Below are 13,009 nucleotides of genomic sequence, written 5' to 3'. Positions count from 1 at the left end.
TTATTTCGTACTCCATTCGTTGTATGTTGTCATGGTTCCCGGATAAATGGGACCCTGTTTCTGTAATAAAAATTCAAGGGTGTGACGTGTTTGCCAACCAACGCTAGCTGCTAAATCATCAAAAGCTAGCTGACGTACTTCGGTCACCCCGGGAAAATCACGGCCAGCCTCAACGTAATCCGCCATGTAGATAATTTGGCTCAACGTTGTCATATAGGCCGCCCCAGTTGTATGTTGCCGAATTGCATCGAGAATATCCTGATCCGAAATGGCTAGCTCATCATGGACCATTTCGGCCCCCACAACGCCATGCCAGAGATAGTTACCCCAGTTTTTTAGGTCTGAGTCTAAGTGTTTAGCATCAATGACCGCCAAAAAATCAGCATCAGAACGTTCTTTAGCATAATCATGCGTTAAGGCAGCAATCGAAGCCTTTTCAGGATTAACCTGCCATTTTTCAGCAAGTTGTAAAGCCATCTTTTCAACACGAAGAATATGCTCAAAACGATATGTTGAAACTTGTGCTTCAACAAGCTTAATTAAATCTTCTCGTGTTCCGGAAAAATACTTATCTGTATAAACTGGAAAGCTAATTGTATCAGTCATTTAAATATAATCCTTCCTTGAAAATATAAGCTGCTACCATATCGGGAACCATATACCTTACTGAGCGATGCTCGGCAATTCGTTGACGGATGTCGGTTGAACTAATTTCAAGCTGAGGCATTTCAACCCATTCGACTGGGTAGTCCGTCTCAGTTGGCTGTCCTTTACGGTGGACGCCCACAAAGTGAACTAATTCAAGCAGTTCATCAATTCGATGCCAAGTTGGTAGATAGGCTACCTCATCCCCACCAATGATAAAGTAATACTCAACATTTGGGTGGGCTTCTTTGAGGGCAGCCATCGTATCATACGTATAGCTTTTTCCCCCACGGAGCACCTCGCTCAATTCAATATCAAATTGTCGATTCCCCATAATGGCTGCACGCACCATGTTCACTCGATCTTTTGCATCGATTGTTTTTTTCTCATCTACATGCGGTGGCAATGCATTGGGCATAAATCGAATCTGATCTAAGTGTAATTGATCAGCAACTTGCTCTCCAATCATCAAGTGACCATAATGTGGCGGATTAAGTGTTCCACCTAAAATACCCACCTTTAGTGGTGCGTCGTCTGTTACCGCTGTTGCTTCTACTTGAATTTTCGTCTTAATTTGCATCATGCTACCTCAGCCTATGCTATCTGTTAAATATGTCGAACCTCAGCTGAATAGTGACGTCGATCTTTATCATTTGATTCACCAAACAACACTAAAGTGTGTCCAATCGATTGCACAACTTGAATATCAGAGTTTGCTTCAATAAACTCCTTTAATTCAGCCACAGTAACATCTGAGTTTGGCAAAATATTTACCTTAAATAATTCACGCTTATCAATCGCATCACCTAGTTGGTCAAGCCAATTTTCAGTCATGCCTTGCTTTCCAATACTGAATAGCGGACGCATGTCGTGGGCAGATGCACGTAAATAACGCTTTTGTTTTCCTCTAAGTTCAATCATGTTTAAATCATCGCCTTTCGTGACAAAACAGATACGCCCTTAGGCGCCCAAGCTGCAACTACGGAATTAGCTGGGACTGTCACCCAACCTAAGCCGTCAATCACAATATCTGTTTTTTGTGTTGTTTTAAATTCATGGCGTTGCAATGGAGGCAAATCTGCCAAGTGTTCCGCCTCAGGAGGTGCCAATAATTCACCAGCATGTTGCTCATAAAAGGCATCTGCCTTCTCCAACTTCGTACGGTGCAACATTAAGTTGTTCTCAAAATAGGCTGTAAAGCCACCTTTTTCACCTTGTACAAAATCAAAACGGGCCAATGCTCCAGCAAAAATCGTTTGACCTGGGTTTAATTGGTATGTCCTTGGCTTTAGTTCCTTTTGTGGAGAAACATATTTCAAGTCCTTCGGTGTCAAATAGTGCGCCATTTGATCTTGATGAATGATTCCCGGTGTATCAATAATTGAAGAGTGATCATCCAAAGGGATTTCAATTCGATCAAGCGTCGTTCCTGGGAAACGTGACGTCGTGATAACATCTTGACGTTCACCAGTAACCTCTTTGATGATTTGATTGATCAAAGTTGATTTACCAACGTTAGTAACCCCTACGACGTAAACATCACGACCATCTCGGTAACGTTCAATCATTTCAAGTAATGCAGGTACATCGTCTCCGTTTTTACCAGACGTCAACGCAATATCATCGGGTCGAAGTCCTGCAATATTTGCCTGCTGACGCATCCAATCTTTGATTTTTGAACGACGGAGTGAACGTGGCAAAATATCGATTTTATTTCCCACTAAGATGACTGGATTATCCCCCACAAAACGGTGCAAACCAGGAATCAGTGAACCTGAAAAATCAAATACATCCATCACGTAAACAACCAGTGAATCCGTTTGTGAGATTTGATCTAACAAACGGCGAAAATCGTCATCAGTCAAACTAACTGGTTGAATCTCGTTATAATGACGCAAACGGAAACATCTTTTACACAAGATTTCCTCATTCTCGAATCCCTTTTTCAAAGCCGACATTGGCGTATAGCCAATCGCGTCAGGATCTGTCGTTTGAATTTTTGCGCCACATCCAATACAACGCAAATCATCTTCTAAATATTCCGCAATCTCTGCTTCGTTAATCAATTGAAGTCCTCCATGTCATGTCTGGGTGCTTTTTCATTACCCGCTTTTTTAAGCCTTTTTCAAAAAATCGGTTAATTTTGGTATTCCATTGGTCGGTTTCAATCAACGGCTTTACTAGAATGCTGCGAATACCGGCTCGATTTGAAGCCCATACGTCAGTCAGCAATTGATCGCCAACCATCACTAACTCATTTGGTTCTAAGTCTAGTGCATGTTGTGCTTCTTTAAGTCCTTTTGTATTTGGCTTAAGCGCTCGTGAAACGAACGGTAAGTCTAATGGTTTAGCCACACGTTCAACACGATCAGCAGAATTGTTTGAAACAATCATCACTGTAATACCTGCTGCACGCATTTCATCAAGCCAATCATGTAATTCAGGTGTTCCATCTGGATTATTCCAAGCAATTAACGTATTATCTAAATCCGTTAACACCGCTTTAATCCCTTGGGCATTTAATTGTTCGGGTGTGAGATGGTAAATTGCATCTAACATCCATGTTGGTGTAAATGATTCAGTCATTTTAAATCCTTTTTTGTCTATAGTCTTAGTTTATATTATACGCTAAATCGTCGACTGAAGAAAGCTCCCCAAACATGATAAAAGACCGATGGAACAATTCCATCGGTCTTTATGTTAGTCACTATTCTGCACGTTCTGCGTTGTAATTTTTTTGTCCAACTTTTTCATCACCCAAAGCAATGAAATCGTATGACAACTTGTTATTACGTTCAAATTCTGCCAAACCATAATCAATGATTTCATCGATTAATTGTGAGTAACTCAAGCCAGAAACTTCCCACATTTGTGGGTAAAGTGAAATATTTGTGAAACCAGGCAATGTGTTAGGTTCTCCCAAATATGGCACACCATTCTTATCAACCAAGAAGTCCATACGTGTTAGACCAACAAGACCTAAGGCCTTATATGCATCTAGGGCCATGGTTGTAATTTCTTCAGCAAGATCATCATCTAATTCAACAGGCAAATCAAAGGCAACCCCTGAAGCATCAACGAATTTGTTGTTGTAGTCATACCAAACATCTTCTTTTGGCACCACAACGGCACCAAGCTTAGAAGCACGTGGTTGTTCGTTACCCAAAATTGAAATTTCAATTTCACGTGGTTGGTCAATTGATGCTTCTACCAAAACTTTATAGTCGTATTGGAAAGCATCAGCAACCCCTTCTGTAAATTCTTGTGCATTCGTAACACGGTGAATTCCAACAGAAGAACCTTGCTTAGCTGCCTTAACAAACAAAACCTCTGTTCCAACTTCCTTAACAACATCATCATATGTGTATGAAGTGTAGTTTTGGTCAGTTAATAGCACATAGTTTGTATTACGGATACCCGCTTGGTTCAAAATACGCTTTGTCAAGTCCTTGTCAAAGGCCATAGCAGATGCGGCAGGACCAGCACCAATATATGGCTTTTTCAACAAACGGAACAATGACTGTAGTGTTCCATCTTCACCCAAGTTACCATGAATAACGGGGTAGAATAAATCAACATCCTTCAAGTCTGTTAGGGCCATCAAAGGTGCCAATGGGTTATGTGGATCAAGCGCTGCTTCAGCCGCTTCAACGATTCCGTCTTCAGGTTCCCCTTGTAAGACGCGCATTGAATCAGTTGGGTTAATCACTGTTCCATTCTTTGAAACCAAGAAGACATCAACGTCATACTTGTTCTTATCCATTGCTTGGTAAATGTTTAATGCTGAACGCTTTGAAACATCGTGTTCTGATGAATTACCACCGAACAACAATGCAATATGCAGTTTTTCTGCCATGTGTTTTTTCTCCTACTATTCTTTTAACTTCAACTGTGTTTTCCGAAACTCAAGTATAACACGCTTATTTTTCTTGCGGGTCACAAACTAGAAAAAATTCAAATCTTTTAAGTAATTAGTAATACTTGTGGGCGTTTTTTCATTGAGCATCAGTGCATCCATCAAGCGACGTTGATTATGGACACGATGCCAATCACCTTCATTCTTAGGCTCACCCAAAACCATTACTTCTTGACGCATTTGCTTCAACGTTGATAGAACGTAATCAACGTAAAGCTGATCAAGCGCCATTAAATTAACCAAATAGGCTGCAATTCGTTGCTCTTCGCCCATCACAAGTGGTGTCTTGAGCCGCTTATATCGCTCTAACATGATTGTAAATAAGAATATTTTATCAAGTCGCATGAGTTGTTCATCAAAATTAAATGCATCTAAAACATGTCCGATGTGTAAAAAGGCGCGAATATTACCTTTACCATCAACAAAGCCCCGGGTATCCGTTTCTAATGCAACATATGTCGCTAACAACTCAACCATACGATCGTAATCCCGTTTCGTGTATGGTAACGGATGCTCCCACAATTTCATAATTGATACCAGGCATAGATTAAATGAACGCAAAAAAACGCCATCATTATCTTGTTCTAGCAAATGAAAGTATAAAACTTCAGGGCGAAAAACATGTGCATTTAACGTTAAGAGTTGCTCCGTTGTCAGTAACTGGTTTTGAATGAGTTGCATCAAGACATTCAAAGACATATCTTCACGAACCTCAGGATCAATTTGACCTAAACCATTGACTAAAATCGCCAAATCATCATCTGAAACACTTTGCAATTTATTCGCAAGTAATCCTCGTTGAAGCCGGGTACCCGTTTCCACAATTAGTTCTACTTCATAGTCGTCTAATTGGTCAATGGCCGTCGCCGGATCCTTGTCTCCTAAATCATCTAGCAGCTCGCCGACGCGCAGTCCTAATGATTCATATAATTCACCCGCCTGCATTTCTTCTCGCATCAAGCTCAGTTCTTGTTGCACTTGATTGATTAACTTGCTGCTCATGTTATCTCCTCTCGCTCATAAAGCGTTTGTAACAGTATAACAAATAAAAAGGCTCGTAGTGTAAATACGAGCCCAGAAGTTATTCCTTTAGATGGTAATAATACATTGAAACAATCACATTTCGATTAGCTAGTGCATTGTGTAACCGAATACTATTTTGATTATGCAAGGCATTTTGCCATGAATGCTTTGGCACAAATCGTGGAATCAAAATCGTCACCGAATGATTACGTTCTTCCGCACCCTTTGTAATTTCATCTACAAAGCGTACTGCCGGTTCAGTAATCGAACGATATGAAGAGTGAATATCAACATAACGAATATCCGGGAATTCTTTTTTAAATTCTTCACTTAGTTTGTGTTCTTTTTCAGGGTGAGAGTCAAAGGAAACATGCATCGCAATCACTAAATCACCAATTGACTTTGCGTAGTCAACCGCTTCCGCAGTCACACGCGTTAGATTTGAGACCATCACAATCACCGTTGATCCAGTATAGGCATGGCGTTTGACCGGTTGCTCAGAAATAATCCGCAACTGCTTGGCAACCAAACGATAATGCTGGTTAATCTTCAAAAACAGTTTGATTAATATTGGCATAATGATGAAATATGGCCAAACTGAGCCAAAATGTAACACCATCAACGAAACAACTAAAATTGCAGAAATTGTGGCACCAACAAAATTAATCGCAATTTTCCCTTGCCAATGCCCCTCACGATGACTAAGCCAATGCTTAATCATACCTGATTGAGACAATGTGAAAGGAACGAAAACGCCAATCGCATACAATGGAATCAATCGTTCGGTTGACCCGTTAAAAATAATAACAAGTAAAACAGCACCAATCGCTAACGACATAATCCCATTTGAATAGCTCAGACGATCACCCTTATCCAAGTAAATATGAGGCATGAATTTATCTTTTGCCAAGTTATAGGCCAGTTGTGGAAAGGCAGAGAAACCTGTGTTTGCCGCAACCGCTAAAATCATCGCCGTCGATACTTGAAATACATAGAAAAGCAAACCGTGCCCGAACGCCATTTCGCCAATTTGCGAAAGTACCATTACATGCGCAGTAGGAATAACGCCGAACCAGTATGACATGAACGTAATGCCACCAAAGAACAGCCCCAAAATCAAAGCCATGATTCCCAAAGTTGCAGCAGCATTTTTTGCTTTTGGCTTTTTAAAATTAGGCACCGCATTTGAAATTGCTTCAACTCCAGTCAATGATGACGATCCACTCGAGAAAGCCAACATAAACAAAAGTGGTGTAGCACCAGCAAAACTGGTACCTACTGCCGCAGTAGCATGGTAAGCAGTGCGACCCGTTACGATATTAAAAAATCCAAAGCCAATCAACAGCAACATCATCACAATGAAAAAGTAAACTGGAACGGTCAAAAAGCCTGCCGATTCACGAACCCCACGCAAGTTAATTGCCATCAGCAACAAAATCATCAACACTGCAATGACCACTGAATACGGCCGTACAGCCGGGACGGCGGAAGTAATCGCTTCAGTTCCTGACGCCACCGAAACGGCGACGGTCAACATATAATCAACCAACAAGGAACCACCGGCCACCAAACCAGCTTTTCGTCCCCAATTTTGCGAGGTTACCACATAGGCACCTCCACCACCGGGGTACGCCTTAATAATTTGACGGTATGATAGGACTATCGCTGCTAATAAAATGATCACTAGTCCAGCAATTGGGAGTTGCCACCATAGGGCAACGGTTCCAGCAGCGAGTAATGCTGTTGTAATTTGCTCCGTTCCGTATGCCACTGATGAAAGTGCATCCGAAGATAACAACGCCAATGCTTTCGTTCGCGTCAATTGTTGAGAGCCCTCATCAAGTGTCCTCAATGGTTTACCAATCAATAAACGCTTCACAAAACGCCACATATTCTCTTTCCTATTCCTATCCTTTATTTTCTTAACACTGGCTATTGTAGTGCTATCGACGTCACTTGTCTATGCTTGGTTTTTTTATTTTTAAACAAAAAAACGCTACGTAAAATTACGTAACGTTTTAATGAAATACACAAGGGTATTTAAATTACATCATTCCACCCATACCAGGTTGTGCAGCTGGTGCGGCAGGTGCATCATCATGTGGTTGCTCAGCGACAACAGCTTCAGTTGTCAACAACAAAGCTGAAACTGAGGCGGCATTTTGCAAAGCAGAACGGGTTACCTTAGTTGGGTCAACAATACCAGCATCAATCATATCTACCCACTCACCAGTGGCGGCATTGTAACCAGTACCTTGAGCTTGTTCCTTCAATTGGTTAACCACAACTGAACCTTCAACTCCGGCATTTTCAGCAATTTGACGTACTGGCTCTTCAAGGGCACGCTTTACGATATTGATACCTGTTTGTACGTCCCCTTCTTCAGAAAGGGCTGCCACAGCAGGGATTGCATTTACCAATGCAGTTCCACCACCAGCAACGAAACCTTCTTCAACAGCGGCACGGGTTGCGTTCAAAGCATCTTCGATTCGGTACTTACGTTCCTTCAATTCAGTTTCAGTAGCAGCACCAACGTTGATGACAGCAACACCACCTGCCAACTTAGCAAGACGTTCTTGCAACTTCTCACGATCAAAGTCAGATGTTGTCTCTGAGATTTGCTTCTTAAGAAGGTCAACACGTTCAGTCAAAGCTTCCTTTGATCCAGCTCCTTCAACAATGGTTGTTGAATCCTTAGTTACAGTAACCTTAGCAGCTTGTCCAAGTTGTGCAATTGTTGCATCCTTCAAGTTCAAACCTAAATCATCTGTAATAACTGTTCCACCGGTTAGGATCGCAATATCTTGTAATTGTTCCTTACGACGATCACCGAAGCCAGGCGCCTTAACCGCAACAACATTAAAGGTTCCACGCATCTTGTTCAAAACAAGCGTTGGCAAAGCCTCACCAGTAATATCATCAGCGATAATCAACAATGAACGACCTTGCTCAACGACACCTTGTAGCAAAGGCAAAATGTCTTGAATGTTGGCAATCTTCTTGTCAGTAATCAAGATGTAAGGATTGTCCAATGAAGCTTCCATCTTGTTTTCATCAGTGACCATGTATTGTGACATGTAACCACGATCAAATTGCATTCCTTCAACGACATCCAAAGTTGTATCGATTCCCTTAGACTCTTCAATCGTGATAACACCGTCGTTACCAACCTTATCCATAGCATCAGCAATCAAACTACCAACTTCTTCGTTTGCAGCAGAGATTGAAGCAATTTGTGCTACTTCATCCTTAGTTGATACTGTCTTTGACATGTCGTGCAAAGCTGAAACGGCAGCCTCTGTCGCCTTTTCAATTCCGCGACGAACGCCAACTGGGTTAGCACCAGCGGTGACGTTCTTCATACCCTCATTAACAATAGCTTGGGTTAGCACAGTTGCAGTAGTCGTTCCATCACCAGCAATGTCATTAGTCTTTGAAGCGACTTCAGAAACAAGCTTTGCACCCATGTTTTCAAAGTGATCTTCAAGTTCAACTGACTTGGCGATTGTAACACCATCGTTTGTAATAGTAGGTGCTCCGTAGCCTTCTTCAATCACAACATTACGACCCTTTGGTCCAATTGTCGTCTTTACTGTATCAGCAAGTTGGTCAACACCAGCTTGCATCTTTGAACGTGCATCTTCTGAAAACTTAATATCTTTTGCCATAAGTATTCACCTCTATTAATCTATTAATTTTAATCTTTTAACTTAATTTTTTTATTGTTTATTTTAAACAATGGCAACAAGGTCTTTCTCGTGAAGAACAAGATAATCTTGACCATCAACTGAAAGTTCTGATCCAGCGTACTTATCAAAAATCACTTCATCACCAACTTTAACCGCTTGGGGCGCAGTCAATTCACCAATTGATTGCTCTGAAACAGCAACAACGATTCCTTTTACTGACTTTTCTTGCGCATTAGAAGCAATGTAGATACCACCAACACTTTGTTCTGGCTCTGCCTCAACTTGCAATACGACACGATCTCCTAAAGGCTTAATCATAATCTAGTAACCTCCAAACAAATTTGTTTATTTATTTTTAGCACTCTTTGTACTTAAGTGCTAACCAACACTATCTATATTAGCACACTCACTTAAAAAAGCAACCGTATTCATAAAAAAACTGGAAATTCTTTTAGGAATTTCCAGTTTCGTCATTAGGCATTTAATTCTTCGATTTGATAAGACAAATCAGTCCATCGTTCTTCTAGTTCTGCTAACTTATCTTCAATCGCTTGTGCTTGATTTGACAGGTCCGTCAATTTAGGAATATCCGTGCCAATATCTGGGTCATTTAATTGCTCACTAACCGCAGCTTTGGCATCTTCTTGTTGCGCCATTTGGTTTTCGACATCATCAAGGGCGCGCTGTAACTTCCGCAGCTCCTTTTGCCGGGCCTTATGATCAAGACTACTGCTTTTAGGTGTATCCTCTGGCTTCACGGCGACTGTTTTTGCTTCAGCCTCAGCCTCTGCCAAAGTAGCTGGATCAACCCGCTTTTCAAGATAATAATCATAGTCGCCATCAAAGAAATTAGTTCCAGTTGGTGTGAGTTCAACAATTTCCGAGGCCACTTCATTAATAAAGTAACGATCATGGGAAACAAAGAAAATGGTTCCATTATATTCATTCAAAGCAGTTTCAAGAACCTCTCGTGAATCAATATCCAAATGATTGGTTGGCTCATCAAGGATTAAGAAATTGGCTTGTTCCATTGATAATTTGGTTAACAATAACCGCGCACGCTCACCACCGGATAAGGCTGACACTTTTTTATCAACCGACTCACCACTAAACATAAATGACCCCAAAATTGATCGAACATCCTTTTCAGGCATCAAAGGATGGTCATCCCAAATTGTGTTCAAAACCGTTTTCTTTGGATCAAGTGTTTGTTGCTCTTGATCATAGTAACCTACCGTGACATTGGCACCTAATTTGATATCGCCACTAATAATTGGCAACTTCCCCAAAATCGTCTTAATTAACGTTGATTTTCCAACTCCGTTTGGTCCGACTAAGGCGACCGCATGTTGCTTATCAACTGAAATATTTACTGGATCAGCTAAAATTGTTGTTGGATCATAACCTAACTTAACGTCATCAACCCGGAGAACTTCATTTCCTGACTCTTCTTTAGCCTCAAACGTAATGTGAGCTACACCAGATTCATTTTTGGGCGGTTCAATCTTTTGCATACGATCCAATTGCTTACGACGTGATTGTGCCCGTTTCGTCGTGGATGCTCGGACAATATTACGCGCAACGAAATCTTCTAACTTCGCAATTTCACCTTGTTGCTTTTCGTAGGCCTTTTCTTCAGATAAAATTTTAGCCTCTTTTTCTTTCATAAATTGGCTGTAATTACCCTTGTAATGATCCAAAACCCCTGAATGCATATCATAAATTTCATTCACCACGCGATCCAGGAAGTAACGATCGTGGGAAACAATTAGCAATGCTCCCCGATAATTTTGTAAATATTGTTCAAGCCAAGCTAATGTTTCCATATCCAAATGATTCGTCGGCTCGTCCAAAATCAATAAGTCCGGCGTCTCCAAAAGCTGCTTAGCAATCGCTAAGCGCGTTCGTTGCCCACCAGATAGCATCGATACCTTACGGTCATAGAATGATTCATCAAATCCAAATCCATGAAGGACACCGCGAATAGTGGCATCATACGCATAACCATTTTTTTGATCAAAATCATGTTGTGCTTGGTCATATTCAGCTAAGAGTTTTTGATAAGCTTCGCTCTCATAATCCTCCGTCGCCGCCATTTCTGTTTCCATCTCACGCATGTGTTCTTCAAGTTTAATGACGTCATCAAAAGCCGTTAGCATTTCGTTGTAAACAGACAAATCTGAATCTAACCCCGAATTTTGAGCTAAATACGCCAATTTAATACCTTTTTTCATTGAAACTTCACCCTCATCAGGCTGCGTTTCACCAATCAACATCTTCAATAACGTTGATTTTCCTGCTCCGTTTCGACCAACCAACCCAATCCGGGCCTTATCACCAACTTGCATTGAAATGTGTTCAAAAAACGTCACACCGCTAAAGCGACGTGCAACATCACTTGCTTGTAAAATTATCATCTATTTCACCTAATTCATTTGACTTAATTTTTGCTCGAACCTCTGAGACAAAGTACAGAGATCCCGTAAATATAATCGGCTGTCCGGCTGGGACTAATTTTTGATATAGACCATACCAATCATTCACGTATGTCACCTCAATTCCGGGAACGCTAATATTGTGGGCATCAATATCTTGACGCTGATGTGGCGCATCGAAGTGGGCCACATAGATGGTTACATTCGGCAAGCTCGCCAACATCCCTAACATCTCATCAAAATGTTTATCAGCTAAAATCCCCACAATCAAATTGATTGGTTCCGATGCAAAACGTTCAGACAACGTCTGCTTTAACGCTGCCACGCCTTGCGGATTATGAGCGCCATCGATAATGGTCAATGGGTGTTCAGCAATTTTTTCAAAACGCGCCGGCCACGTTAATTTCTTTAAAGCAGCCCGAATGATATTGTCCGACACTTTAATGCCCAAATCCGGAGCAACAGCCAAAACCGTTTCAATGGCAAGACTAGCATTCACCTGTTGATAGTCACCTGTTAACGCAAGCTCTAGATGTCTAATCGAACGCGCTTCCACAAAATCAAACGTTTCTCCAAATTGTTGATTTTTAGTTTCTGAAACAGTTGAAAAGGCATCCCCATACGCTAAAACTGGTGCCCCCACTGACTGAGCTTTGTTAACAATCACACGTCGCGCACTATCTGCTAACGGGCCCAGAATAACCGGGCGATGCGCTTGAATAATACCGGCTTTTTGTTCCGCAATTTCAGCAAGGCTGTTCCCTAACACTTTCATATGATCAAAGCCCACATTAGTAATAACTGCCGCAAGTTTATCTGGAATGACTTCGGTCGTATCCCACATACCGCCAACCCCAACTTCTAACACCACAACATCTACAGGATGTTGCGCAAAATAGACAAACATGACTGCCGTTAGGGTCTCAAATTCTGTTGGTCCACCAGTTAGTTCTTGATCGAGCCGCTCTGTAATCGGCGCCACATTTTGCACAGCTTTCGTCAAATCTGCATCACTGATCAAACCGTTGTTGTCTTGAATCCGCTCATTAAATCGCTCGATGAAGGGCGACGAAAACATCCCTACTTGCAACCCCGCCGTTCGTAGGATTTCCGCAATCATTTTACTTGTTGATCCCTTGCCGTTTGTTCCGGTGATATGAATATACCGATTCATTTTTTCCGGATGGTCTAATGCGTCTAGCAAGCGATTAATTCGCTCAAACGAAGGCGTTTTTTGCCACTTATGGCGACCGTGAATATACGCAATTGCGTCACTTGCATCTTCAATTTTCACCACTGTG

General features: G+C 41.4%; 12 protein-coding genes. All 12 read right to left on the bottom strand.

The window, feature by feature from the left end:
- The 12 genes from yqeK to IE337_RS02280 all read right to left on the bottom strand — a co-directional run bounded on the left by yqeK (window position 1) and on the right by IE337_RS02280 (window position 13,005).
- Window positions 1-606: a bis(5'-nucleosyl)-tetraphosphatase (symmetrical) YqeK gene (gene yqeK, locus IE337_RS02335; RefSeq protein ID WP_191136654.1), complete on the bottom strand. Its 606-nt coding sequence runs from the start codon at window positions 604-606 to the stop codon at window positions 1-3.
- Window positions 599-1,225, bottom strand: a complete 627-nt coding sequence (locus IE337_RS02330) for a nicotinate-nucleotide adenylyltransferase (protein WP_243185605.1) — start codon at window positions 1,223-1,225, stop codon at window positions 599-601. The genes yqeK and IE337_RS02330 overlap by 8 nt, the downstream gene beginning before the upstream one ends.
- A gap of 26 nt (window positions 1,226-1,251) precedes the next feature.
- Window positions 1,252-1,566: a YhbY family RNA-binding protein gene (locus IE337_RS02325; RefSeq protein WP_057745846.1), complete on the bottom strand. Its 315-nt coding sequence runs from the start codon at window positions 1,564-1,566 to the stop codon at window positions 1,252-1,254.
- A gap of 2 nt (window positions 1,567-1,568) precedes the next feature.
- Window positions 1,569-2,711 carry a ribosome biogenesis GTPase YqeH gene (gene yqeH / locus IE337_RS02320; protein WP_191136652.1) on the bottom strand — a complete coding sequence of 381 codons (1,143 nt, stop codon included), beginning with the start codon at window positions 2,709-2,711 and terminating at the stop codon, window positions 1,569-1,571.
- A complete protein-coding gene (locus IE337_RS02315; protein ID WP_191136651.1) occupies window positions 2,704-3,231 on the bottom strand; it encodes a YqeG family HAD IIIA-type phosphatase in 528 nt (175 codons plus the stop codon). The genes yqeH and IE337_RS02315 overlap by 8 nt, the downstream gene beginning before the upstream one ends.
- 121 nt (window positions 3,232-3,352) lie before the next feature.
- The gene (locus IE337_RS02310; RefSeq protein ID WP_191136650.1) at window positions 3,353-4,501 is read right to left on the bottom strand and encodes a D-alanine--D-alanine ligase family protein; all 1,149 of its coding nucleotides are present in this window, start codon (window positions 4,499-4,501) and stop codon (window positions 3,353-3,355) included.
- An 87-nt stretch (window positions 4,502-4,588) separates the two neighbouring features.
- Entirely contained in the window at window positions 4,589-5,563 is a 975-nt protein-coding gene (locus IE337_RS02305; protein WP_191136649.1) for a DUF2785 domain-containing protein, read from the bottom strand.
- Window positions 5,564-5,642: 79 nt separating this feature from the next.
- On the bottom strand, window positions 5,643-7,475 hold the full coding sequence (locus tag IE337_RS02300; protein ID WP_191136648.1) for an APC family permease: 1,833 nt from the start codon (window positions 7,473-7,475) through the stop codon (window positions 5,643-5,645).
- A 154-nt stretch (window positions 7,476-7,629) separates the two neighbouring features.
- Window positions 7,630-9,252 carry a chaperonin GroEL gene (gene groL / locus IE337_RS02295; RefSeq protein ID WP_057745829.1) on the bottom strand — a complete coding sequence of 541 codons (1,623 nt, stop codon included), beginning with the start codon at window positions 9,250-9,252 and terminating at the stop codon, window positions 7,630-7,632.
- Between the two features lie 63 nt (window positions 9,253-9,315).
- Complete coding sequence (locus tag IE337_RS02290; protein ID WP_057745827.1) at window positions 9,316-9,591, bottom strand: co-chaperone GroES; 276 nt, start codon at window positions 9,589-9,591, stop codon at window positions 9,316-9,318.
- A 155-nt stretch (window positions 9,592-9,746) separates the two neighbouring features.
- Window positions 9,747-11,690, bottom strand: coding sequence for an ABC-F family ATP-binding cassette domain-containing protein (locus IE337_RS02285; protein ID WP_191136647.1), 1,944 nt, complete (start codon window positions 11,688-11,690; stop codon window positions 9,747-9,749).
- Complete coding sequence (locus IE337_RS02280; RefSeq protein ID WP_191136646.1) at window positions 11,668-13,005, bottom strand: bifunctional folylpolyglutamate synthase/dihydrofolate synthase; 1,338 nt, start codon at window positions 13,003-13,005, stop codon at window positions 11,668-11,670. Before IE337_RS02280 ends, IE337_RS02285 begins: the two co-directional genes overlap by 23 nt.
- Between the last annotated feature and the right edge of the window lie 4 nt (window positions 13,006-13,009).

It is taken from the genome of Weissella viridescens, from assembly GCF_014789145.1.
GTDB lineage: Bacteria > Bacillota > Bacilli > Lactobacillales > Lactobacillaceae > Weissella > Weissella viridescens.
This window is presented reverse-complemented; position numbering and strand designations above follow the sequence as displayed.